General features: G+C 61.4%; 21 protein-coding genes. 20 read left to right on the forward strand and 1 reads right to left on the reverse strand.

Annotation, left to right across the window (positions count from 1 at the left end; all coding sequences use genetic code 11):
* Nucleotides 1–271 precede the first annotated feature (271 nt).
* Nucleotides 272–526, forward strand: a complete 255-nt coding sequence (locus tag J3Q04_RS02020) for a hypothetical protein (protein WP_003186715.1) — start codon at nucleotides 272–274, stop codon at nucleotides 524–526.
* A 43-nt stretch (nucleotides 527–569) separates the two neighbouring features.
* A complete protein-coding gene (locus tag J3Q04_RS02025) occupies nucleotides 570–1139 on the forward strand; it encodes a lipocalin family protein (protein ID WP_420767003.1) in 570 nt (189 codons plus the stop codon).
* 115 nt (nucleotides 1140–1254) lie between these two features.
* On the opposite strand, the gene J3Q04_RS02030 is transcribed toward J3Q04_RS02025, so the two are convergent.
* Nucleotides 1255–2619, reverse strand: a complete 1365-nt coding sequence (locus tag J3Q04_RS02030; protein ID WP_434608240.1) for a formimidoylglutamate deiminase — start codon at nucleotides 2617–2619, stop codon at nucleotides 1255–1257.
* 145 nt (nucleotides 2620–2764) lie between these two features.
* Here J3Q04_RS02030 and hutC point away from each other — a divergent pair, with 145 nt between their 5' ends.
* The 18 genes from hutC to J3Q04_RS02120 all read left to right on the forward strand — a co-directional run bounded on the left by hutC (nucleotide 2765) and on the right by J3Q04_RS02120 (nucleotide 25004).
* Nucleotides 2765–3475, forward strand: a complete 711-nt coding sequence (gene hutC, locus J3Q04_RS02035; protein ID WP_305501386.1) for a histidine utilization repressor — start codon at nucleotides 2765–2767, stop codon at nucleotides 3473–3475.
* Nucleotides 3472–4041 carry a HutD/Ves family protein gene (locus J3Q04_RS02040; protein ID WP_434608237.1) on the forward strand — a complete coding sequence of 190 codons (570 nt, stop codon included), beginning with the start codon at nucleotides 3472–3474 and terminating at the stop codon, nucleotides 4039–4041. Before hutC ends, J3Q04_RS02040 begins: the two co-directional genes overlap by 4 nt.
* Nucleotides 4042–4488: 447 nt before the next feature.
* On the forward strand, nucleotides 4489–6177 hold the full coding sequence (gene hutU, locus J3Q04_RS02045) for a urocanate hydratase (protein WP_434608235.1): 1689 nt from the start codon (nucleotides 4489–4491) through the stop codon (nucleotides 6175–6177).
* Between the two features lie 145 nt (nucleotides 6178–6322).
* Entirely contained in the window at nucleotides 6323–7789 is a 1467-nt protein-coding gene (locus tag J3Q04_RS02050) for a purine-cytosine permease family protein (protein WP_434608233.1), read from the forward strand.
* A 70-nt stretch (nucleotides 7790–7859) separates the two neighbouring features.
* Nucleotides 7860–8828 (forward strand): ABC transporter substrate-binding protein, encoded by a 969-nt coding sequence (locus J3Q04_RS02055; RefSeq protein WP_434608231.1) that lies wholly within the window; start codon nucleotides 7860–7862, stop codon nucleotides 8826–8828.
* A gap of 71 nt (nucleotides 8829–8899) precedes the next feature.
* Nucleotides 8900–9751 (forward strand): ABC transporter permease, encoded by an 852-nt coding sequence (locus J3Q04_RS02060; RefSeq protein WP_420767009.1) that lies wholly within the window; start codon nucleotides 8900–8902, stop codon nucleotides 9749–9751.
* Nucleotides 9748–10578 carry a quaternary amine ABC transporter ATP-binding protein gene (locus J3Q04_RS02065; RefSeq protein WP_434608229.1) on the forward strand — a complete coding sequence of 277 codons (831 nt, stop codon included), beginning with the start codon at nucleotides 9748–9750 and terminating at the stop codon, nucleotides 10576–10578. The genes J3Q04_RS02060 and J3Q04_RS02065 overlap by 4 nt, the downstream gene beginning before the upstream one ends.
* 170 nt (nucleotides 10579–10748) lie before the next feature.
* On the forward strand, nucleotides 10749–12272 hold the full coding sequence (gene hutH, locus J3Q04_RS02070; RefSeq protein WP_434608227.1) for a histidine ammonia-lyase: 1524 nt from the start codon (nucleotides 10749–10751) through the stop codon (nucleotides 12270–12272).
* Between the two features lie 130 nt (nucleotides 12273–12402).
* Complete coding sequence (gene hutH, locus J3Q04_RS02075) at nucleotides 12403–13935, forward strand: histidine ammonia-lyase (RefSeq protein WP_420767012.1); 1533 nt, start codon at nucleotides 12403–12405, stop codon at nucleotides 13933–13935.
* Nucleotides 13936–14060: 125 nt separating this feature from the next.
* On the forward strand, nucleotides 14061–15263 hold the full coding sequence (gene hutI / locus J3Q04_RS02080; protein WP_434608225.1) for an imidazolonepropionase: 1203 nt from the start codon (nucleotides 14061–14063) through the stop codon (nucleotides 15261–15263).
* Between the two features lie 11 nt (nucleotides 15264–15274).
* The gene (gene hutG / locus J3Q04_RS02085; RefSeq protein WP_434608223.1) at nucleotides 15275–16078 is read left to right on the forward strand and encodes an N-formylglutamate deformylase; all 804 of its coding nucleotides are present in this window, start codon (nucleotides 15275–15277) and stop codon (nucleotides 16076–16078) included.
* A gap of 294 nt (nucleotides 16079–16372) precedes the next feature.
* Nucleotides 16373–17320, forward strand: coding sequence for a choline ABC transporter substrate-binding protein (locus J3Q04_RS02090; protein WP_434608221.1), 948 nt, complete (start codon nucleotides 16373–16375; stop codon nucleotides 17318–17320).
* 51 nt (nucleotides 17321–17371) lie between these two features.
* Nucleotides 17372–18259 carry an alpha/beta hydrolase gene (locus tag J3Q04_RS02095; protein WP_434611681.1) on the forward strand — a complete coding sequence of 296 codons (888 nt, stop codon included), beginning with the start codon at nucleotides 17372–17374 and terminating at the stop codon, nucleotides 18257–18259.
* A gap of 104 nt (nucleotides 18260–18363) precedes the next feature.
* Nucleotides 18364–19335 (forward strand): prolyl aminopeptidase, encoded by a 972-nt coding sequence (gene pip / locus J3Q04_RS02100; protein ID WP_434608219.1) that lies wholly within the window; start codon nucleotides 18364–18366, stop codon nucleotides 19333–19335.
* A complete protein-coding gene (gene dtd / locus J3Q04_RS02105; protein WP_434608217.1) occupies nucleotides 19332–19769 on the forward strand; it encodes a D-aminoacyl-tRNA deacylase in 438 nt (145 codons plus the stop codon). Before pip ends, dtd begins: the two co-directional genes overlap by 4 nt.
* 350 nt (nucleotides 19770–20119) lie before the next feature.
* Nucleotides 20120–21862 (forward strand): glucan biosynthesis protein, encoded by a 1743-nt coding sequence (locus J3Q04_RS02110; protein ID WP_420767017.1) that lies wholly within the window; start codon nucleotides 20120–20122, stop codon nucleotides 21860–21862.
* The gene (gene mdoH / locus J3Q04_RS02115) at nucleotides 21855–24425 is read left to right on the forward strand and encodes a glucans biosynthesis glucosyltransferase MdoH (protein ID WP_420767018.1); all 2571 of its coding nucleotides are present in this window, start codon (nucleotides 21855–21857) and stop codon (nucleotides 24423–24425) included. Before J3Q04_RS02110 ends, mdoH begins: the two co-directional genes overlap by 8 nt.
* A gap of 276 nt (nucleotides 24426–24701) precedes the next feature.
* Nucleotides 24702–25004, forward strand: coding sequence for a transposase (locus J3Q04_RS02120; RefSeq protein WP_014717988.1), 303 nt, complete (start codon nucleotides 24702–24704; stop codon nucleotides 25002–25004).
* Nucleotides 25005–25007: the final 3 nt, after the last annotated feature.

Consider the following 25007-nt stretch of genomic DNA (forward strand, 5'->3'; position numbering starts at 1 on the left):
CGGAGGGACGGGTCAAAAAGGGGCGTCAATTTGCCATAACACAGGAATTTACGCTGTTACTTTTTATCGGCCCGCAGGCCCGGCGCATCAGGTGTCGATGGACTCATCCCGACGAAAGGCACGACGGCGTCACCGTTCGGTTGTTTCACCCGTCGAATACCCTCGGAACAACCAATAAATACTGGGGGCGTCGGGGAACCAGATAGGGGTTTTCTCTTCTAAGGTTCAGGTTGGCACCCTGCCACCTCCCTTCCGCTCCAGGAGTTACACCATGTCGCTGCGATCTATCGCCCTGCTGTTCATGTGCGTCGTATTGACCGCATGCAGCAAGGTCAACCAGGAAAACTACTCGAAGCTGTCGGCGGGCATGCCCAAGGCCGAAGTCGAGACGTTGCTGGGGAAGCCGACTGACTGTTCGGGCGCGCTCGGCATGTCCAGCTGCACCTGGGGCGACCAGAAAAGCTTTATCAGCGTGCAGTACGCCGGTGACAAAGTGTTGATGTTTTCCGGCCAAGGCCTGAAGTAACCTGAAGTAAACCGGGGCCAAGCGCCCACGGGAGAAAAAAATAATGATGCGGTTAGTTTTTGTGCTTTTGGCTGGCCTGGTATTGGCCGGCTGTGCCACTTCTGGCGTAGACCCGTTGGCGCCCAAGACCGTCAACAGTGTCAATCTCAAGCGTTACCAAGGGACCTGGTACGAGCTGGCCCGCCTACCGATGTATTTCCAGCGCAACTGCGCGCAATCCGAAGCCCATTACACACTCAAGCCCGACGGCAACGTGGATGTGTTCAACCGCTGCCTGACTTCCGATTGGAAGTGGGAAGAAGCCCGGGGCACCGCTTACCCGCAGGTGCCAGGCAAGACCGACAAGCTCTGGGTCGAATTCGACACCTGGTTCTCGCGGATCCTGCCGGGTGTGGCGAAGGGAGAATATTGGGTCTTGTATGTCAGTGATGACTACAAGACCGCCATCGTTGGCGATCCGAGCCGGCGTTACATGTGGTTGCTGTCGCGCACGCCAACGGTCAATGTCGATGTGCGCGAAGAACTGCTGAGCAAGGCGCGCCAGCAGGGCTACGACACGACGCGGTTGGTCTGGCGTGCGTCGGACCGGCAGATGGCCAAGACTTCGGACTGATGTAGTAGAACACCTGTGGGAGCGAGCTTGCTCGCGATGAGGCCTTTACCGTCAACATAGATGTTGATGGAAAATCCGCTATCGCGAGCAAGCTCGCTCCCACATTGAATTGTCGTCAGCCCAGCAGTTCGCGCAGCACCCGGGTAAACGCTCGGGCGCTTTCTTCTTCGCCGGCATGACGGCCGTCGCGAACCTGCCATTTTCCGCCGACCATCACATCGCGCACCTGGCGATCGCCGCCCGCAAACAGCCAACGATTGAGAATGCCGTCACCGGTCGCCGTGGCCAGGTAAGGATCATTGCCATCGAGCACCAGCCAGTCGGCGCGCTTGCCGACTTCCAATGCGCCGATCGGTTGGCCCAACGCCTGGGCGCCACCGTCCAGTGCGGCGTCATACAGGGTACGCCCGACCATCGGCTGATCCGTTCGGTACAACCGGTTGCGGCGCTGGTCCCGCAGCCGCTGGCCGTATTCCAGCCAGCGTAATTCCTCCACGACGCTCAACGACACATGGCTGTCAGAGCCGATGCCCATCCGCCCGCCTTGGGCTAGGAAATCCACGGCCGGAAAAATTCCGTCACCCAGATTGGCTTCCGTGGTCAGGCACAGACCGGCAATTGCCCGGCTCTTGGCCATCAGGCTGACTTCCTTTGGATTGGCGTGGGTGGCATGAACCAGGCACCAGCGTTGATCCACCTCGGCATTTTCATACAGCCATTGCAGCGGACGCACGCCGCTCCAGCTCAAGCAGTCGTCAACCTCCTTTTGCTGTTCGGCGATGTGGATATGCACGGGGCAATCGCGGTCGCTGGCGGCCAGCACATCGTGGATCTGCCCGGGTGTCACGGCGCGCAGCGAGTGGAAGCACAGGCCCAACGCCTGGGACGGTTGCCCGGCCAGGATCGGCTGCAAGCGTGACTGAAGCTTCAGGTAGTTTTCGGTGCTGTTGATGAACCGGCGCTGCCCGTCGTTGGGCTCTTGGCCGCCAAAACCGGAATGGCTGTAAAGCACCGGCAGCAGCGTCAAGCCAATGCCCACGTCACCGGCGGCCTGGCTGATACGCAAGGCCAGTTCGGCCGGATCGGCGTAATGCCTGCCGTCGGTGTCATGGTGTACGTAATGGAATTCGGCAACCGATGTATAGCCGGCCTTGAGCATTTCGATGTAAAGCTGTCGGGCGATGACGCCGAGCTGGTCGGGGCTGATTTTGCCGACGAGGCGGTACATCAAGTCGCGCCATGTCCAGAAACTGTCATTGGGATTGCCCGCCACTTCCGCCAGCCCGGCCATGGCCCGCTGGAACGCATGGGAATGCAGGTTCGGCATGCCCGGGAGCAGGGGACCGCCGAGCCGTTCGGCGCCGTTTGCGTGGAAATCGGCCTGGACATGGGTCAAGACGCCCTCGGCGTTGACCTCGAGGCGTACATCATTGGCCCATCCATCAGGCAGCAGCGCACGCTCGGCAAAGAAGGCGGACATCGGTTGAACCTCGTTGCGTGTAATTTGTATATACATATACAGACGTTTGCCTGCCCGGTAAACTCCGGCAAGCTAGTCATCAACATTCGCAGAACAGGAATACGCCGTGCCGACTCCGCCTGCCAAACCGCCGCTGGCCGCAACCATGGGTGACAGTCCGGCGCCCTTGTACGCCCGCGTCAAACAAATGATCACCCAGCAGATCGACAGTGGAAACTGGCCGCCACATTACCGTGTGCCATCGGAAAGCGAACTGGTCAGCCAGTTGGGCTTCAGCCGCATGACCATCAACCGGGCCCTGCGGGAAATGACCGCTGATGGCCTGCTGGTGCGCATGCAAGGCGTCGGCACGTTCGTCGCCGAGCCCAAGAGCCAGTCCGCACTGTTCGAAGTGCATAACATTGCGGATGAAATCGCCTCCCGTGGTCATCGCCATACGTGCAAGGTCATCACCCTGGAAGAAGAGGCCGCCGGTTCCGAGCGGGCGCTGGCCCTGGACATGCGCGAAGGCCAGAAGGTATTCCATTCGTTGATCGTGCATTTCGAAAACGACATTCCTGTGCAAATCGAGGACCGTTTCGTCAACGCGCTGGTGGCGCCTGATTACCTCAAGCAGGACTTCACTCAACAAACGCCTTATGCCTACCTGAACCAGGTTGCGCCGCTGACCGAAGGTGAGCATGTGGTCGAGGCGATCCTGGCGGAGCCGAGTGAATGCAAGCTGTTGCAGATCGAGCGGGGCGAGCCGTGCCTGTTGATCCGTCGTCGTACCTGGTCAGGTCGCCAGCCGGTGACCGCCGCACGCCTGATCCATCCGGGCTCGCGTCACAGTCTGGAAGGGCGTTTCCACAAATGAGCCAATTGAAGGTTTTACGCGCAGCGGATTACCCGCGCATGCCGTGGAAAAACGGCGGTGGCAGCACCGAGGAAATCACCCGCGATGCCGGCACCGGCCTGGAAGGTTTCGGCTGGCGCCTGTCCATTGCCGATATCGGTGAATCGGGTGGTTTTTCCACCTTCGCTGGCTACGAACGGATCATCACGGTCTTGCAAGGTGGCGGCATGACGCTGACTGTCGATGGCCACGCCACGCGGCCGCTGCATTCGCTGGATCCCTTTGCCTTCAGCGGCGAGAGCCAAGTGCAGTGCACGCTGCTGGAGGGGCCGATTCGCGACTTCAACCTGATCTACGCGCCGCAGCGTTACCGCGCGCGGCTGCAATGGCTGGGCGGCCAGCAGCGTTTTTTCAGCGAGGCGGGAACGGTATTGGTGTTCAGTGCCGCTCCGACGCTGAGGGTCAAGATGGATGAAACTGTCGAGGCACTGGGGCTTTATGACTGCCTGCAACTGAGCGGTAACGCTGGGCTGCTGGACATCACTACCCACGGCCAATGCTGCGTGATCGAGCTGACGGCTCACTAAAGAAGTCCTGCGACAGAGCTTTTGTGGCGAGGGAGCTTGCTCCCGCTCGACTGCGCAGCAGTCGCAAGGTATGGGGCCGCTTCGCAGCCCAGCGGGAGCGAGCTCCCTCGCCACAAAAAGTGCGCTCATTGTTCCCTACCCGCGCACCAACTTGTTACCGAACGCCCCAGCGTGGCGCAATACCACGCTTTTATGCCCTGCTGATTGCTTCCCAAAAACCTCCTCCAAAAATTTCATGCAGCTTGGCGGCCCTTCTATTACGAGGCTTCTCGCCGATTCTTCAATTTTTCTTGATTAGCCCTTCAACAAGTTGGCCGCTTGATTGCATATGCTTGTACATACAAGTAAAGACGTATGCGTATGAGTCCTCTGCATTCAACGCTACGTTCGCTTAATCGCTGCCCACTGCCCGGGCTGGTCTGGATTGATCGCTGAGGAGTTTTTGCTGTGACCGACGCTACCCGCAAACCTGAAAAATACCGTGACGTTGAAATCCGTGCCCCTCGCGGTAACACGCTGACCGCCAAGAGCTGGCTGACCGAAGCGCCGCTGCGCATGCTGATGAACAACCTCGACCCGGAAGTGGCCGAGAACCCCAAGGAGCTGGTGGTCTACGGTGGCATCGGGCGCGCGGCGCGCAACTGGGAGTGCTACGACAAGATCGTCGAAAGCCTCACCCATCTGAATGACGATGAAACCCTGCTGGTGCAGTCCGGCAAGCCGGTGGGCGTGTTCAAGACCCACAGCAACGCCCCGCGCGTACTGATCGCCAATTCCAACCTGGTGCCGCACTGGGCCAGTTGGGAACACTTCAACGAGCTCGACGCCAAGGGCCTGGCCATGTACGGCCAGATGACAGCCGGCAGCTGGATCTACATCGGCAGCCAGGGCATCGTGCAAGGCACGTATGAAACCTTCGTCGAGGCCGGCCGCCAGCATTACGACTCCAACCTCAAGGGCCGCTGGGTCCTGACCGCCGGCCTCGGCGGCATGGGCGGCGCGCAACCGTTGGCCGCGACTTTGGCCGGTGCGTGCTCGCTGAACATCGAGTGCCAGCAGGTGAGTATCGATTTCCGCCTGAAAACCCGTTACGTCGACGAACAAGCCAAGGATCTGGACGACGCCCTGGCGCGCATCGAGAAATACACCGCCGAAGGCAAGGCGATTTCCATCGCACTGTGTGGGAACGCGGCTGAAATCCTGCCAGAAATGGTCCGTCGTGGTGTGCGCCCGGACATGGTCACAGACCAGACCAGCGCCCACGACCCACTCAATGGTTACTTGCCTGCCGGCTGGACCTGGGACGAATACCGTGCCCGCGCCAAGACTGAACCCGCCGCCGTGGTAAAGGCCGCCAAGCAATCGATGGCCGTCCACGTCAAAGCGATGCTCGAATTCCAGAAAAGGGGCGTGCCGACCTTCGACTACGGCAACAACATCCGTCAGATGGCCCAGGAAGAAGGCGTGGAAAACGCATTCGACTTCCCGGGTTTCGTCCCGGCCTACATCCGTCCTCTGTTCTGCCGCGGCATTGGCCCGTTCCGTTGGGCGGCGCTGTCCGGTGACCCGCAGGACATCTACAAGACCGACGCCAAGGTCAAGGAACTGATCCCCGACGACGCCCACCTGCACAACTGGTTGGACATGGCTCGCGAGCGCATCAGCTTCCAAGGCTTGCCGGCGCGGATCTGCTGGGTTGGCCTGGGCCAACGCGCCAAGTTGGGCCTGGCGTTCAACGAGATGGTCCGCAGCGGCGAGTTGTCGGCGCCGATCGTCATCGGCCGCGACCACCTGGACTCCGGTTCCGTGGCCAGCCCGAACCGCGAAACCGAATCCATGCAGGACGGTTCCGACGCCGTTTCCGACTGGCCGCTGCTCAACGCCTTGCTCAACACCGCCAGCGGCGCGACCTGGGTTTCGCTGCACCACGGCGGCGGCGTCGGCATGGGCTTCTCCCAGCACTCGGGCATGGTGATTGTCTGCGATGGCACCGACGAAGCGGCCGAACGGATTGCCCGCGTACTGCACAACGACCCGGGCACTGGCGTGATGCGCCACGCCGACGCCGGTTACCAGATCGCGATCGATTGCGCGAAGGAGCAGGGGCTCAACCTGCCGATGATCACTGGCAAGTAAGTGCAAAAACTGTGGGAGCGAGCCTGCTCGCGATGGCGGCCTGTGAGCCAACGCATGTATCGAATGTGTCGGCCTCATCGCGAGCAGGCTCGCTCCCACAAATAAGAGCATCGTTCGAACCAGAACAATCCACAGAGGTTGAACCATGGCTGTCACCAGCACACGCGATAGCAGCAAGCCGTTGATCGAGAAGCGCTCGATCGACTACATCCCGGAAGGGGAAAGACACGGTCATCTGTTTAGCCAGTTCACCCTCTGGATGGGGGCCAATCTGCAGATCACCGCCATTGTCACCGGTGCGTTGGCGGTGGTGTTGGGGGGTGATGTGTTCTGGTCGTTGATCGGTTTGCTGATCGGCCAGTTGCTCGGCGGTGGTGTCATGGCGTTGCACGCCGCCCAAGGGCCAAAGCTCGGGCTGCCGCAGATGATCTCCAGCCGGGTGCAGTTTGGTGTATATGGCGCGGCCATCCCGATCGTGCTGGTGTGCCTGATGTACCTGGGTTTCACCGCAACGGGCACCGTGCTATCCGGCCAGGCGCTGGGCCAGTTGTTTGGCGTCAGCGACAGTGTCGGCATCCTCATTTTCGCCAGTGTCATCGTGTTGGTCACGGTGCTTGGTTATCGGGTGATTCACTTGATCGGCCGTGTCGCCAGCATCATCGGTGTGATCGCCTTTGTTTACCTGTTCGCTCGCCTGATCAGCCATACGGATGTGGGCGCACTCCTGCAGATCCGCCACTTCAGTTGGAGCAGTTTCCTGCTTGCGGTGTCGCTCGCGGCCTCCTGGCAGATCGCCTTCGGCCCCTACGTCGCGGACTACTCGCGTTACCTGCCGAGCAAGACGTCCTCGGTGAAAACCTTCTTTGCCGCAGGCGCAGGTTCAGTCATCGGCGCGCAGGTGGCGATGATCCTCGGTGTGTTTGCCGCCGCCTCGGCCAACGGGCAGTTCGCCGGCCACGAAGTGGCCTACATCGTTGGCCTGGGTGGCACCGGCGCCACCGCCGCGCTGCTGTATTTCAGCATCGCGTTCGGCAAGGTCACCATTTCCACGCTGAACTCCTACGGCAGCTTCATGTGCATTGCGACCATCATCAGCGGTTTCCGTGGTCACCTGAACGTAACGCGGGTGCAACGCCTGGTGTTCGTGCTGTTCATTGTCGGCGCCGCGACCCTGATCGCGCTGCTCGGCCAGCACTCGTTCCTCGGTGCGTTCAAGTCCTTCATCCTGTTCCTGCTGGCGTTCTTTACGCCTTGGAGCGCGATCAACCTGGTGGACTACTACTGCATAACCCGTGAGCGCTATGACGTGCCGGCACTCGCCGATCCGAACGGTCGCTACGGTCGTTGGAACGCACTGGGTATCAGCGTCTACGTCTTCGGCGTACTGGTCCAGTTGCCGTTCATCGCCACCAAGTTCTATACCGGTCCGCTGGTGGAGGCCATGGGCGGTGTGGATATCTCGTGGATCATCGGCTTGGTGGTTCCGGCGGTGCTGTACTACGTCATCGCTAGAAAATGGCACAGCGCCGTACCCGATCAATTGATCCTGCCGGTCGAGCAGGACGCGGTTGACGCACAACCGAGCAGGGCGGGCCGCATCCAAGCGGTCTGATGGGACGTTGACAGGGCTGGATGCCTCTTGACTGCCGTAAGCCAATCCAACTGATTAGGAGCGTCACATAATGAAATCGAACAAGACCCTGCTGACCACATTGCTGTCCATGGGCCTGCTGGCCAGTGCCGGCGCCACGCAAGCGGCAGGCTGGTGCGAGTCGGGCAAACCGGTGAAGTTCGCCGGCCTGAACTGGGAAAGCGGCATGCTGCTGACCGACGTGATGCAAGTGGTGCTGGACAAGGGTTACGGCTGCAAGACCGATAGCCTGCCTGGTAACTCCATCACCATGGAAAACGCCCTGAGCAGCAACGACATCCAGGTGTTCGCCGAAGAGTGGGTCGGCCGCAGCGAAGTGTGGAACAAGGCCGAGAAGGCCGGCAAGGTGGTGGGCGTCGGTGCGCCGGTGGTGGGGGCCATCGAAGGCTGGTACGTGCCACGCTACGTGATCGAAGGCGATGCCAAGCGCAAGCTGGAAGCCAAGGCGCCAGGCCTGAAGAACATCGCCGACCTGGGCCAGTACGCCGCCGTGTTCAAGGATCCTGAGGAACCGTCCAAGGGTCGCTTCTACAACTGCCCGGCCGGCTGGACGTGCGAGCTCGACAACAGCGAAATGCTGAAGAGCTACGGCCTGGAAAAGACTTATACCAACTTCCGTCCGGGCACCGGCCCGGCGCTGGATGCAGCGGTGCTGTCGAGCTACAAGCGTGGCGAGCCGATCCTGTTCTACTACTGGTCGCCGACGCCGCTGATGGGCCAGGTGGACCTGGTGAAACTGGAAGAAAAACCGGGCGTGGATAAAAGCGTGAGCATCAAGGTCGGCCTGTCCAAGACCTTCCACGACGAAGCCCCGGAGCTGGTGGCTGTGCTGGAAAAGGTCAACCTGCCGATCGATATCCTGAACCAGAACCTCGGCCGCATGGCCAAAGAGCGGATCGAGTCGCCGAAGCTGGCGAGGATCTTCCTGAAGGAACATCCTGAAGTCTGGCATGCCTGGGTCAGCGAAGACGCAGCCAAGAAAATCGACGCGGCTCTGTAGGTCGAATATTTCCCGGCCAGCCAGAGGGCGGGCCGGGACGTTCACCGCATCCACCTGATCGAGAGTCTCTTATGTTTCCCGAAAGCTTTACCTTCTCCATCGCCGACTGGGTCAACGGTTGGGTCGACGCCCTGGTGACCAACTATGGCGATGTGTTCCGGCAGATCTCCGACACGTTGCTGTGGGCCATCGTCAGCCTTGAAGGCCTGCTGCGCATGGCACCCTGGTGGCTGATGCTGGCCATCGTCGGCGGTGTTGCCTGGCACGCCACCCGCAAGGTCGTCGCTACGGCGGTGATCGTCGGCCTGCTGTTCCTGGTGGGTGCGGTGGGCCTGTGGGACAAACTGATGCAGACCCTCGCGCTGATGCTGGTGGCGACGCTGATCTCGGTGATGATCGGCATCCCGCTGGGCATCCTCTCGGCGCGCAGCAACCGCCTGCGTTCGGTGCTGATGCCGTTGCTGGACATCATGCAGACGATGCCCAGCTTCGTGTACCTCATTCCGGTGTTGATGCTGTTTGGCCTGGGCAAGGTCCCGGCGATTTTCGCCACGGTGATCTATGCCGCGCCACCGTTGATTCGCCTCACCGACCTGGGCATCCGCCAGGTGGACGGTGAAGTCATGGAGGCCATCAACGCCTTTGGCGCCAATCGCTGGCAACAGCTGTTCGGCGTGCAGCTGCCCCTGGCCCTGCCGAGCATCATGGCCGGGATCAACCAGACCACCATGATGGCCCTGTCGATGGTGGTCATCGCCTCGATGATCGGCGCCCGTGGCCTGGGTGAAGACGTGCTGGTGGGCATCCAGACCCTCAACGTCGGGCGCGGCCTGGAAGCGGGGCTGGCCATCGTGATTCTCGCCGTGGTCATCGACCGCATTACCCAGGCCTATGGTCGTCCGCGGCACGAGGTGAGCAAATGAGCAACGAAGTCATCAGCAAGATCGAAGTCAAAAATGTCTTCAAGATTTTCGGCAACCGCTCCAAGGAAGCCCTGGCGCTGATCCGCCAGAACAAGACCAAGGACCAGGTGCTGGCCGAGACTGGCTGCGTGGTCGGCGTGAACGACCTGTCGCTGAGCATCGGCACCGGCGAGATCTTCGTGATCATGGGCCTGTCGGGCTCCGGAAAATCCACCCTGGTGCGCCATTTCAACCGGCTGATCGACCCAACCAGCGGCGCCATCCTGGTGGACGGCGAAGACATCCTGCAGCTGGACATGGACGCCCTGCGCGAATTTCGTCGGCACAAGATCAGCATGGTCTTCCAGAGCTTCGGCCTGCTTCCCCACAAGAGCGTGTTGGACAACGTCGCCTATGGCTTGAAAGTGCGCGGCGAAAGCAAGCAGGTGTGCGCCGAGCGCGCGCTGCACTGGATCAACACCGTCGGCCTGAAAGGCTACGAGAACAAATACCCGCACCAGCTCTCCGGCGGCATGCGCCAGCGCGTCGGCCTGGCCCGAGCCTTGGCGGCCGATACCGACATCATCCTCATGGACGAAGCCTTCAGCGCCCTCGACCCGCTGATCCGCGCGGAAATGCAGGACCAGTTGCTGGAACTGCAAAAGACCCTGCACAAGACCATCGTTTTCATCACCCACGACCTCGACGAGGCCGTGCGCATCGGCAACCGCATTGCGATCCTCAAGGACGGCAAGCTGATTCAGGTCGGCACGCCGAGAGAGATCCTGCACTCGCCGGCGGATGAGTATGTCGATCGGTTCGTGCAGCGCAGAGCGGCGGAGGTTTGAGGTTTTGTGGGTGACAGGGCTGGCCTCTTCGCGAGCAGGCTCGCTCCCACAATGGGGCCTCCTTTGTTCACAGATTTGTGTCCAAAGGCAAATCCCTGTGGGAGCGAGCCTGCTCGCGAAAGCGTCGGCAAAGCAGCATAAATATTTAAGTTGTACAGATGAGGTCGAGGATGTCCCAGGCTGAAAAAATCATCATCACCGGCGCCCCCCTGCGCTGGCAGGACGTAGTCGCCGTCGCCCGCTTCGGCGCTACGCTCGAGCTGTCGGCCCAGGTCTGGGCGCGGATCGACAATGCCCAGGCCATCGTCCAGCGCATCGTCGAAAGCGGCGAGCGTGCCTATGGCGTCAACACCGGCCTGGGCGCCTTGTGCAATGTCTCGCTCCAGGACGAACAGCTCAGCCAATTGTCGCGCAACACCCTGCTCAGTCACGCCTGTGGCGTCGGCCCGGCACTCGCCGACGAGCAGACCCGGGCGATTCTCTGCGCCGCCATCCACAACTACAGCCAAGGCAAGTCCGGTATCCATCGCCGGGCGGTCGAGGCATTACTGGCGTTGCTCAACCGCGGCATTACGCCACAAGTGCCGTCCCAGGGCTCAGTGGGTTACTTGACCCACATGGCCCACATCGGTATCGCGCTGTTGGGCGTTGGGCAAGTCAGCTATCGCGGGCAGATCGTCCCGGCGCAACAGGCCTTGGCCGCAGAAGGCCTGCAGCCGGTGCAGTTGGGAGCGAAGGACGGTTTGTGCCTGGTCAACGGCACGCCGTGCATGACCGGGCTCAGTTGCCTGGCCCTGGCCGATGCCACGCGGCTGGTGCAATGGGCCGACGTGATCGGTGCCATGAGCTTCGAGGCCCAGCGCGGGCAGATTGCCGCGTTCGATGCCGAGATCATCGCCCTCAAGCCACACCCGGGCATGCAACAGGTTGGTGCGAATCTGCGCGCGTTGCTCGATGGCAGCGAAGTCATTGCTTCGAGCCTGGGTATCCGCACCCAGGATGCCTTGAGCATCCGCTCGATTCCCCAGGTTCACGGCGCCGCTCGCGATCAGTTGGAGCATGCTCGGCAACAGATCGAAACCGAGCTCAACGCTGTCACCGATAACCCAATGCTGCTGGGTACGCCGGAGAGTTTCCGGGTCATGTCCCAGGCCAATCCACACGGCCAGTCGGTGGCGTTGGCGGCGGACCTGCTGGCGATTGCCATGGCCGAGATCGGTTCGATCGCCGAGCGTCGCCTCGACCGCCTGATCAATCCTCACGTCAGCGGCTTGCCGGCATTTTTGGTCGCCAACCCGGGCGTGAACTCGGGAATGATGATCGTGCAATACGTTGCCGCGTCGCTGTGCGCGGAGAACAAGCAACTGGCGCAACCGGCGGTGCTGGACAATTTCGTCACCTCCGGGTTGCAGGAAGACCATTTGAGCATGGGCACCAACGCGGCCTTGAAGCTGCACCGGGCGCTGGAAAACTGCACGCAGATCCTCGCCATCGAGTACCTGCTGGCGGCCCAGGCCTTCGAGTTTCTCAAGGCGCAGCGCTTCGGCGCCGGCACCGACATCGCCTGGAAACTGCTGCGCGAGCGCGTTCCGGCCTACGACCAGGACCGCTGGCTGGCGCCGGACATCGCCAGTGCCGCCGGGCTGCTCAGCGACCCGCACCTCCTGAAAAACGTATTACCGAATTTGAATTGATCAAAAAAGCGCCAGCGTGCCAAGGCACCTATAGCCCCTAGGCATCGCCCAAAAAGCGAAGGTGACGGATAACGGAGCATTCCGGAGCGACTGGCGAATGAAAAAACAAAACTCTCAAAAGGAGCAATAAATGACTGCCTTAAACCTGATTCCCGGCCAATTGAGCCTGGCTCAATTGCGCGACATCTACCAGCAACCGGTCACCCTGAGCCTTGATGCCAGTGCGTCGGCGCAGATCGAAGCCAGCGTTGCGTGCGTGGAACAGATTCTTGCCGAGAACCGCACCGCCTATGGCATCAACACCGGTTTCGGCCTGCTGGCCTCGACTCGCATCGCAAGCGAGGACCTGGAAAACCTGCAGCGTTCCCTGGTGCTGTCCCATGCCGCCGGTGTGGGCGAGCCGATCAGCGATGCGCTGGTGCGGTTGGTCATGGTGCTCAAGGTCAACAGCCTGAGCCGAGGTTTCTCGGGCATTCGTCGGCAGGTGATCGATGCGCTGATCGCGCTGATCAACGCCGAGGTTTATCCACACATTCCGTTGAAAGGTTCGGTGGGCGCATCCGGTGACCTGGCACCGCTGGCGCACATGTCCCTGGTGCTGCTGGGCGAAGGTAAGGCCCGCTACAAGGGCGAATGGCTGCCGGCCGTCGACGCCTTGAAAGTTGCTGGCCTCGCGCCGCTGACCCTGGCCGCGAAGGAAGGCTTGGCGCTGCTCAACGGCACCCAGGTGTCCACCGCGTTTGCCTTGCGCGGCCTTTTCGAAGGCGAAGACCTGTTCGCTGGCGCCCTGGCCCTGGGTAGCCTCACTGTCGAAGCGGTGCTCGGTTCGCGCTCGCCATTCGATGCGCGCATCCATGCGGCTCGCGGCCAGAAAGGCCAGATCGATGCAGCCGCGGCCTACCGCGACCTGTTGGGCGAGCGCAGCGAAGTTTCCGATTCGCACCAGAACTGTGACAAGGTCCAGGACCCGTACTCCCTGCGTTGCCAACCGCAAGTGATGGGCGCCTGCCTGACCCAGTTCCGCCAGGCCGCCGAGGTGCTGGTGATCGAGGCCAACGCCGTGTCGGATAACCCGCTGGTGTTCGCTGCCGAGGGCGATGTGATTTCCGGTGGCAACTTCCACGCCGAACCGGTGGCGATGGCGGCGGACAACATGGCCCTGGCGATTGCCGAAATTGGCTCCCTGAGCGAGCGACGCATTTCGCTGATGATGGACAAGCACATGTCGCAGCTGCCGCCGTTCCTGGTGGCCAATGGCGGTGTGAACTCCGGGTTCATGATTGCCCAGGTGACAGCGGCGGCGCTGGCGAGTGAAAACAAAGCGCTGTCCCATCCTCATTCGGTGGATAGCCTGCCGACCTCGGCCAACCAGGAAGACCACGTCTCCATGGCCCCGGCCGCTGGCAAGCGCCTGTGGGAAATGGCCGAGAACACCCGCGGGATCCTGGCGGTGGAATGGCTGGCGGCGTGCCAAGGGCTGGACCTGCGCGGCGGTTTGAAGACCTCCGCCAAGCTGGAACAGGCCCGGGGTCTGTTGCGTGCAGAAGTGCCGTTCTATGAGAAGGACCGATTCTTTGCCCCGGATATCAATGCAGCGAGTGAATTGTTGGCGAGTCGCTGCCTGAACGAGCTGGTCACGGCGCAGTTGTTGCCGAGTCTATAAGGGCCTCATCGCGAGCAAGCTCGCTCCCACAGGGGTAGGGGTTGAACATTCATTTGGGTACACCCTGACCCTTGTGAGAGCGAGCCTGCTTGCGATTCGATTTTGAACGCGACGAGGAAACCGGGATGAAAACCCTCTGGCAAAACTGCCACGCCGCCACCATGGCCCAGGGCGTCTACTCGATCATCGAAGACGCCGCCATCGTCACCCAGGGCGAGCACATTCAATGGATCGGGCCCCGTGCCGAACTGCCGATGGGCGACTATCCGGCGGTCAACGACCTCAAGGGCGCCTGGGTCACGCCGGGGCTGATCGACTGCCACACCCACACGGTGTTTGGCGGCAACCGCAGCGGTGAGTTCGAACAGCGCCTGCAAGGCGTTAGCTACGCCGAAATAGCGGCGGCCGGCGGTGGCATCGCCAGCACCGTGCGCGCCACCCGCGCCGCCAGTGAGGACGAGCTGTTCGCCAGCGCCGCCAGACGCCTGAAGAGCCTGATGCGCGATGGCGTGACCACGGTGGAAATCAAGTCCGGCTACGGCCTGGACCTGGCCAGCGAGCGCAAGATCCTGCGCGTCATCCGCCGCCTCGGTGCCGAGCTTCCGGTCAGTGTGCGCAGCACGTGCCTGGCGGCCCATGCCTTGCCGCCGGAATACAAGGATCGCGCCGATGACTACATCGAGCACATCTGCGCTGAAATGCTGCCCGCGTTGGCGGCTGAAGGGCTGGTGGACGCCGTTGACGCTTTTTGTGAGTACCTGGCCTTTTCCCCGGCGCAGGTCGAGCGGGTGTTTATCACCGCGCAGCAATTGGGCCTGCCGGTGAAGCTGCACGCTGAACAATTGTCGTCGCTCAATGGCTCCAGCCTGGCGGCGCGCTACCAGGCGCTGTCGGCCGATCACCTGGAGTTCATGACCGAGGACGACGCCAAGGCCATGGCCGCGTCCGGCACCGTGGCGGTGTTGTTGCCAGGGGCGTTTTATTTCTTGCGTGAAACCCAGCTGCCGCCCATGGATGCCCTGCGCAAGCACGGCGTGAAAATCGCCGTGGCCAGCGACCTCAACCCCGGCACCTCGCCGGCATTGTCGTTGCGCTTGATGTTGAACATGGCGTGCACCTGTTTGCGTATTACCCCGGAAGAAGCCCTGGCTGGGGCGACGCTCCACGCGGCTCAAGCCTTGGGCATGGCCGGGACCCATGGTTCGCTGGAAGCGGGCAAGGTAGCGGACTTTGTCGCCTGGGACATCGATCGCCCCGCTGACCTGTCCTATTGGCTCGGTGGCGAGCTGGAAAAACGCGTCGTGCGTCACGGCGTGGAAATCGATTGAGGAGAACGGTTGTGGAGAAGGTCCTGAATTTCAAGCAAGGGCGCGTGCCGCTGTTGATCAGCATGCCTCATGCCGGCCTGCGCCTGACCCCGGCGGTACAGGCCGGATTGATCCCGCAAGCCCAAAGCCTGCCGGACACCGATTGGCACATTCCGCGGCTCTATGAGTTTGCCGATGAGCTTGGCGCCAGCACCCTGGCCGCCGAATACTCACGGTTCGTCGTTGACCTGAACCGGCCCTCCGATGACAAACCGATGTACGTCGGTGCCACCGCCGGCTTGTACCCGGCGACGCTGTTCGATGGCGTGCCGTTGTTTCGTGAAGGTCTGGAGCCATCCGCCGAAGAGCGGGCGACGTACCTGCAACAGGTCTGGATGCCCTATCACCAAGCGCTGCAGCAAGAACTGGCGCGGCTCAAGGCCGAGTTCGGCTATGCCTTGCTGTTCGATGCCCACTCGATCCGCTCGGTGATCCCGCACCTGTTCGACGGCAAGCTGCCGGATTTCAACCTGGGCACCTTCAACGGCGCCAGTTGCAGTCCGACGCTGGCGAGCGAACTCGAAGGCATTTGCGCCCGCCATGATCAGTTCACCCACGTGCTGAACGGGCGTTTCAAGGGCGGGCACATCACCCGCCATTACGGCAACCCGGCCCAGGACATCCATGCGGTGCAACTGGAGCTATGCCAGAGCACCTACATGGAAGAGTTCGAACCGTTCAACTATCGGCCCGACCTGGCGGCGCCGACCCAGGTGGTGCTCAGGGAATTGCTCGAAGGTTTCCTGGCGTGGGGGCGGCAGGCCTACAAGAAATAAAGACCTACCCAATACCTGTGGCGAGGGGATTTATCCCCGCTGGGTCGCGAAGCGGCCCCAAAGATAGATGATCCACACGGATTCAGAATTTTGGGACTGCTACGCAGTCCAGCGGGGATAAATCCCCTCGCCACAGGTTTATGGGCGCTGACTCCCTGGAATGGGGACTGTCGCCACCGTGCAAAACCAAGTCGCCACAGTTCACCTTCGCCCCCTCGACGCTGCGTAATGTTCCAGGCACGGTGCATCTAGACGCCGACCTACAACAATCCACTGCCGCACGAGACCCACGCGATGAAAAGACTGTCCAAACGCTGTCTATCGTTCCTCTGCGGTACCGTTCTACTAAGCTCCGGCGCGATGGCCGCCGAGCCTGCGTCTTGCCAGGCCGTACGCATGGGCGTGGTCAACTGGACCGACGTCATTGCCACCAGTGGCATGGCGGACGTACTGCTCACCGGCCTTGGCTACGAAAGCAAGCAGACCAGCGCCGTGCAACAGATCATCTTCGCCGGCATCCGCGACAAGCGACTCGATATCTTCCTGGGCTATTGGAAACCGGCGATGGACAAGAACATCGCCCCGTTCCTGGCGGCCAACCAAGTGAAGGTCCTGGACAAACCTAGCCTGGCCGACGCCCAGGCCACGCTCGCCGTGCCCGATTACGTGGCGGCGGCAGGGCTCAAGAGCTTTGCCGATATCGCCCGGTTCAAGGATGAGCTCGGCGGCAAGATCTACGGCATCGAGCCGGGCAGTGGCGCCAACACCACCATCAAGACCATGATCGAGACCAATCACTTTGGCCTCAAGGATTTCAAACTGATCGAATCCGGCGAGGCGGGGATGTTGGCGGCGGTGCAACGGGCGGTGAATCGCAAGGAGTTCGTGGTCTTCGTTGGCTGGACCCCGCACCCGATGAACATCAACATGAACATCGCCTACCTGACGGGCAGCGAAGACGTGTATGGCCCGAACGAAGGTGCCGCGACTGTCTCCACCGTGACCGCGCCGGACTACGCCCAGCGTTGCCCCAACGTCCAGCGGCTGCTGGAAAACCTGACGTTTACCGCTGCCCAGGAAAGTCAGCTGATGGTGCCGATCATGGAGCGCAAGACTCCCCAGGACGTCGCAAGGCAATGGCTGCGCGAGCACCCCGAGGATCTGCAGCGTTGGCTGGCCGGCGTGACCAGCTTCGACGGCACGGATGGAATTGCAGCGGTGCAGGCGAGTCTCAAGAACTGATGCAAGCTCCTGGACATTGAGAACCCCGTGGCCTACCCACTTTCCCCGGCAATGACTGCCTTCATCGACAAGACCCTGAGGTTCACGAGCCCGGACGACAGCCTCGCCGGCTCGCGCGAGGCCTACAGCCAGATGTGTCGGGCGTTCACCCCGTCGCGCCCGTCAACGCTTGCGGTCGAGGACCTGCAATTGGCTGGCGTGGCCATCCGCGCCTATCACGCGCGCGTCGCGCCACCATTGGCCGGCTGGCCGTGCATCCTTTACCTGCACGGTGGTGGTTGGGTGGTAGGGGACCTGGATTCCCATGACTTTATTTGCATGGAGCTGGCTGAAAGCCTTGGCGTGCTGGTCGTGGCGGTGGACTACCGGCTCGCCCCGGAGCATCCCTATCCGGCCGGTTTCGAAGACTGCCTCGCGGTGTGGCATCACTTGGCAGACGTCCCATTCGCCATTGATCCACGACGCAAAGCGCTGGCTGGCGACAGCGCCGGAGGCAATCTCGCCGCCGCGTTGTGCCTGGCCCTGCGTGATGCAGGCCAGCCTCAGCCGCGAACCCAAGTGCTGATTTACCCGGCGCTAGGCGGCCCCGCGCATTTGCCGTCGCGCCAGGAGTGTTTCGACGCACCTCTCTTGAGCAGCAGCGACCTGCAACGCTACGACGCCATGTACCTGCACGGTGCCGCCCCCACGCTCTACGCCGCCCCGTTGCTTGCCGACGATCTGAGCGGTTTGGCGCCTGCCTTTGTCGCCGTCGCGCAATGGGACCCCCTGCGTGATGACGGCGTTCTTTATCACGAGCGATTGAATGTCGCAGGGGGCGTGTCGGTCCTGTATCGGGGGGAAGGGCTGGTCCACGGTTGCCTGCGCGCACGTGGCCTGGTGCCAGAGGTCGATCAGATGTATCGCACACTGCTGGCATACCTGGCTGACACGCTTTGACTGTGCGGGGGCATGCTCATTGAGGTGATTCGGGTTTATGATGCCGGACGGCAGACTAAATAGAAGTCCCCACAGGGATGACTCGACCCCTTACGGAGCGCGCAATGCAGACTTTGTACCCGCAGATCAAACCCCATGCCCGGCACGATCTGGCTGTCGATGACACCCACACGCTCTACGTCGATGAAAGCGGCTCGCCAGAAGGCCTGCCGGTGGTGTTCATTCATGGTGGCCCGGGGGCCGGTTGCGATGCGCAAAGCCGCCGCTACTTCGATCCGAACTTGTATCGCATCGTCACGTTCGACCAGCGCGGTTGTGGTCGTTCCACGCCTCACGCCAGCCTGGAAAACAACACCACCTGGGATCTGGTCGAGGACCTGGAGCGCATCCGCAAACACCTGGGCATCGAGAAGTGGGTGCTGTTCGGCGGCTCCTGGGGGGCAACGTTGGCCCTGGCCTACGCCCAGACCCATCCGGAGCGGGTGCATGGCTTGATCTTGCGTGGGATCTTTCTCTGCCGTCCCCAGGAAATCGAGTGGTTCTACCAGGCCGGCGCCAGCCGCCTGTTTCCGGATTACTGGCAGGACTACATCGCGCCGATCCCACTGGATGAGCGCGACGACCTGCTCAGCGCCTTTCACAAGCGCCTGACCGGTAACGACCAGATCGCCCAGATGCACGCGGCCAAGGCCTGGTCGACGTGGGAGGGCCGTACCGCGACCCTGCGCCCGAACCCGCTGGTGGTCGACCGCTTCTCCGAGCCACAGCGCGCGCTGTCGATTGCCCGGATCGAATGCCACTACTTCACCAACAATGCATTTCTTGAACCCAACCAGTTGATCCGCGACATGGGCAAGATCGCCCATTTGCCCGGCGTCATCGTGCATGGCCGCTACGATGTGATCTGCCCACTGGACAACGCCTGGGAGCTGCACCAGAACTGGCCCAACAGCGAGTTGCAGGTGATTCGCGACGCCGGCCATGCAGCCTCGGAGCCAGGGATCACCGATGCGCTGGTGCGCGCGGCCGCGCAAATGGCCCGACGCCTGCTTGATCTGCCGCCCGAAGAAGCATGAAAGGGTTGCTGCAACGGGTTCGCGGCGCCCGGGTAGAAATCGCGGGGGAAATTGTCGGTGCGGTGGACCATGGTTTGCTGGTGCTGGTGGCTGTCGAGCCCGGGGATACCCCTGCCCACGCCGACAAACTCTTGCATAAGCTGCTTAACTACCGGGTGTTCAGCGACGCCGACGGGAAGATGAACCTGTCCCTGGTGGATGTGCAGGGCGGTTTGCTGTTGGTGTCGCAATTCATCCTGGCGGCGGACACCAGGAGCGGCTTGCGCCCGAGTTTTTCGACCGCCGCGCCTCCCGCTCTCGGTGAAGAGTTGTTCGACTATTTGCTCAGCCAGGCGAAACAGGTGCATGGCACCGTGGCATCAGGTAGATTCGGCGCCGACATGCAAGTGCATCTGGTCAATGATGGCCCGGTAACCTTTCTGTTACAGGCCTGAAAGCGTTTGAAACATCTTTTCGGTCCGGTTTCGAGGCAAAACAGGATGTTTTCTCGATAAATACTTTGCTAGCCCTGATGCGTTGTCACGCGGCCTACTAGATAATCGCGCGCTACGGGGGACCAGCGTTCGCTGGTCCATTTGACTTAGGTAGAGACTTGTCCTGAACCGTTTGGGGAATCATTTTGCCCCGTCGGAGTCGGAACAATGCTCGCCAACTTGGCAAGAGTGGTCCGCAGGAACGGTTTTTCAGCGCCGTTACTTTGTAGATACTTTATCTGGCCGTTGGTTTTTTGATCAGTTTTCGGCGAGGGTTGCTCGTGATTGTTAGTCCCTGTAATGCACCAAAAATGACTGCCAAACGGTTTAGAAACGCTCTGGTAGCGGGCTCGGCCCTGTTGTGCCTGTTTGGCGCCGGCCAACTGTGGGCATTCAGCCTGGATGATGTATCGGCGAAGGCACAAGAACTGGCCGGGCAGAAGTTCGAAGCCCCGCGCAGCAATTTGCCGAATGAATTCCGCGAAATGAAGTTCGCCGATTATCAGAAAATTCGTTTCCGCACTGAAAAAGCTGAATGGGCCGACCAGAAGACGCCGTTCCGGCTGTCGTTCTATCACCAGGGCATGCACTTCGACACGCCGGTGAAAATCAATGAGATCACCGCGACCACCGTCGATGAGATCAAATATGACCCGGCGCGCTTCGATTTCGGTGACGTCAAGTTCGATCCCAAGGCGACCGAACAGCTGGGCTACGCGGGATTCCGTGTGCTATACCCGATCAACAAGGCCGACAAGCAAGACGAGATCATGACCATGCTGGGCGCGAGCTACTTCCGCGTCATCGGCAAAGGCCAGGTTTACGGCTTGTCCGCGCGTGGCATGGCCATCGACACCGCACTGCCGTCGGGTGAAGAGTTCCCACGCTTTCGCGAATTCTGGATCCAGCGCCCGAAACCGACCGACAAGCATCTGGTGATCTTCGCCTTGCTGGATTCGCCACGGGCTACCGGCGCCTATCGCCTGACGCTGCGTCCAGGCACCGACACCGTGGTCGACGTGAAATCGCGTGTATTCCTGCGTGATCGCGTCAACAAGCTGGGCATCGCCCCGTTGACCAGCATGTTCCTGTTCGGCGCCAACCAGCCGTCCAAAGTGCTGAACTACCGTCGCGAGCTCCACGACTCGAGCGGCCTGTCCATTCATGCCGGCAACGGCGAGTGGATCTGGCGTGCCTTGAACAACCCGAAACACCTGGCCGTGAGCAGCTTCTCGGTGGAAAACCCGCGTGGTTTCGGCTTGCTGCAACGTGGCCGTGACTTCAGCCACTACGAGGACCTGGACGACCGTTACGACAAGCGTCCAAGCGCCTGGATCGAGCCGAAAGGCGATTGGGGCAAGGGCACCGTGAACCTGGTCGAGATCCCGACTGCCGATGAAACCAACGACAACATCGTTGCGTTCTGGAGCCCGGAAAAGCTGCCTGAGCCAGGCCAGCCTCTGGACTTCGCCTATCGCCTGCACTGGACCCTCGATGAAGCCAGCCTGCACTCGCCAGACAGCGCCTGGGTCAAGCAGACCCTGCGTTCCACCGGCGACGTCAAACAGTCCAACCTGATCCGCCAGCCGGATGGCAGCGTGGCCTACCTGGTTGATTTTGAAGGCCCGTCCCTGCAAGCCCTGCCGGAAAACGCAGAGGTGCGTAGCCAGGTGAGCGTCGGCGACAACGCCGAGATCGTTGAAAACAGCGTGCGCTACAACCCGGAAACCAAGGGCTGGCGCTTGACGCTGCGCCTGAAGATCAAGGACCCGAGCAAGGCCACCGAAATGCGTGCCGCCCTGGTCCGGCCGCTTGTGCCGGTCGAACTGCCGGCCGCCTCGCATTCCGTGACCACCTTGGCCAAGGCCGACAAGGTTGCCAAGCAGCAGAGCGAGAAAGAAAAAACCAACGAGCAAGCCAACGAGCAAAAAGAAGCCAAGGCCGTCAAGGCGTCCACCGCCGCCGCCGAGCCGACCCCAACCCCGCAGGAACCGGAACAGACTGAGCAAGTCCTGACCGAGACCTGGAGCTATCAGTTGCCTGCCGATGAGTAATACTCCCGTACAACCAGAATCTCTTCGCGAGTATCTGGCCCATTTGCCGATGACCGACGAGCAGCGCGCCGAGCTGGCGGGCTGCAAGTCCTTCAGCGAACTGCATGAACGCCTGGCTTCGCCGACATTCGATGCACCCACCGAGGCGGCCCAAGCCTCGGTAGGCCGTCGCCTGACGCTGAGCACCGCCGAGGAACTCGAGGACGCCGAAATGCTGGCGCTCGATTCCAGTGGTCGGGTGTGCTTGAAAGCAACGCCGCCGATTCGCCGGACCAAGGTCGTGCCGGAGCCATGGCGTACCAATATCCTGGTGCGTGCATGGCGCCGCCTGACCGGTCGCACCAACCCGCCGAAGCCGCCCAAGGACGAGCGCGTTTTGCCGCACGCTCGCTGGCGCACCGTGGGGTCGATCCGTCGTTATATCCTGCTGATACTGATGCTCGGCCAGACCATCGTCGCCGGTTGGTACATGAAAGGCATCATGCCGTACCAGGGCTGGTCGCTGGTGGACCTGGACGAAGTGCTGCACCAGCCGTTGTTGCAAACGGCCACGCAAGTGCTGCCGTATGCGCTGCAAACCAGCATCCTGATCATGTTCGGGATCTTGTTCTGCTGGGTGTCGGCCGGTTTCTGGACCGCGCTGATGGGCTTTCTCGAACTACTCACCGGTCATGACAAGTACCGTATCTCCGGTGCCAGCGCCGGCAACGAGCCGATTCCGAAAGACGCTCGCACCGCGCTGGTGATGCCGATCTGTAACGAGGATGTGCCACGGGTATTCGCCGGGCTGCGCGCCACCTTCGAATCCGTCGCGGCCACCGGTGACCTGGATCGCTTCGACTTCTTCGTGCTCAGCGACAGTAACGAGACCGATATCTGCGTCGCCGAACAGCAAGCCTGGCTGGATGTCTGCCGGGAAGCCGGCGGCTTCGGCAAGATCTTCTATCGCCGTCGCCGTCGCCGCGTGAAGCGCAAGAGCGGCAACCTCGACGACTTCTGCCGTCGTTGGGGCAGTGACTACAAGTACATGGTCGTGCTCGATGCGGACTCCGTGATGAGCGGCGAATGCCTAACCAGCCTGGTGCGTCTGATGGAAGCCACGCCGGACGCCGGCATCATCCAGACCGCGCCAAAAGCCTCGGGCATGGACACGCTGTATGCACGCATGCAGCAGTTCGCCACCCGCGTCTATGGTCCACTGTTCACCGCCGGCCTGCACTTCTGGCAGTTGGGTGAGTCGCACTATTGGGGCCACAACGCGATCATCCGCATGAAGCCGTTCATCGACCACTGCGCCCTGGCGCCGTTGCCGGGTAAAGGGGCGTTCTCGGGTGCGATCCTTTCCCACGACTTCGTTGAAGCGGCGCTGATGCGCCGCGCCGGTTGGGGCGTGTGGATTGCCTATGACTTGCCAGGCAGCTACGAGGAGTTGCCGCCGAACCTGCTGGACGAACTCAAGCGTGACCGTCGCTGGTGCCACGGCAACCTGATGAACTTCCGGCTGTTCCTGGTCAAGGGCATGCACCCGGTGCACCGCGCGGTATTCCTGACGGGCGTGATGTCCTACCTGTCGGCGCCGCTGTGGTTCTTCTTCCTGGTGCTGTCCACCGCGCTATTGGCCGTGAACACGCTGATGGAGCCGCAATACTTCCTGGAGCCGCGCCAGCTGTATCCGCTCTGGCCGCAATGGCACCCGGAGAAGGCCATCGCCCTGTTCTCGACCACCATCGTGCTGCTGTTCCTGCCCAAGCTCTTGAGTATCGTGCTGATCTGGGCAAAAGGCGCGAAAGAGTTCGGTGGCAAGTTCAAGGTCACGATGTCGATGCTGCTGGAGATGCTGTTCTCCATGTTGCTGGCGCCGGTGCGCATGATCTTTCATACCCGCTTCGTCCTTGCCGCTTTCCTGGGCTGGGCCGCGACCTGGAACTCGCCCAAGCGCGACGACGACTCCACGCCATGGAGCGAAGCCATCAAGCGCCACGGCCCGCAGACCTTACTGGGCTTCTTCTGGGCACTGCTGGTGATCTGGCTGAACCCAAGCTTCCTGTGGTGGCTCGTGCCGATCGTCGGCTCGCTGATGCTGTCGATCCCGGTCTCGGTGATTTCCAGTCGCGTGGGCCTGGGCTTGAAGTCCCGTGATGAAAGCCTGTTCCTGATCCCCGAGGAATACGCACCGCCTCAGGAGCTGCTGTCGACTGACCAGTACACCCACGAAAACCGTTGGCACGCGCTGAACGACGGCTTCATCCGGGCGGTGGTCGATCCGCAACAGAATGCCTTGGCGTGTGCATTGGCGACTTCCCGTCACGGCCAGGCCGAACCGATTGAATGGCTACGGGTCGAACGCGTCCGTCACGCACTGAAGGCTGGCCCGGCCGGTCTCAGCAATGCCGAGCGACTGGCGCTGCTGAGCGACCCGGTGGCCTTGTCCCGCCTGCATGAGCAGGTCTGGAACGAGGCGCATCCCGAGTGGCTGGCGGCATGGCGTGAGTCGGTCAAGGCCGATCCGCATGCACCGTTGCTGCCGCTTCAGCCGGTTAGCGTACAGCCTCAGTTGGCCTGATAAACAAAAAGCCCCGCTTCTGAAAGGAAGCGGGGCTTTTTGTTGGGCGCAAACTCAGTTTTTCCAGCAGCCCGCCCCCACAATTGCCTTGCTGTGTACATGACTGCTGCGGCATTGAAGATCAAATGTGGGAGCGAGCCTGCTCGCGATGAGGCCGGCATATTCAACATCTCCACTGGCCGTGACCCCGCCATCGCGAGCAGGCTGAACTGGCCTAATGATTTTGGACACTTCAATCGGGCGCTATGATAGCGCCCAAATCTGAGGTGTTTGGATATGCGTAAATCTTATTCGAGTGAGTTCAAGCTCAAGGCTGCCAGCATGGTGCTGGATGAAGGCCAGCCGGTTACCGAGGTCTGTGCCAGCCTAGATATCGGCCCCACTGCTCTGCGCCGCTGGGTCGATCAAGTGCAAAAAGAACGCCTGGGTTCGACCCCGGTAGGGGCCAAGGCGATTACTGCTGATCAGCGAGAAATCCAGAGGCTCAAAGCCCTACTCAGGGAGAAAGACCTGGACATTGAAATCCTAAAAAAGGCCAGTGCTCTCCTGCTTTTGGACGCCAAAGATCATTCACGCTGATCG

Source organism: Pseudomonas sp. D4-21 (genome assembly GCF_051132125.1).
GTDB lineage: Bacteria > Pseudomonadota > Gammaproteobacteria > Pseudomonadales > Pseudomonadaceae > Aquipseudomonas.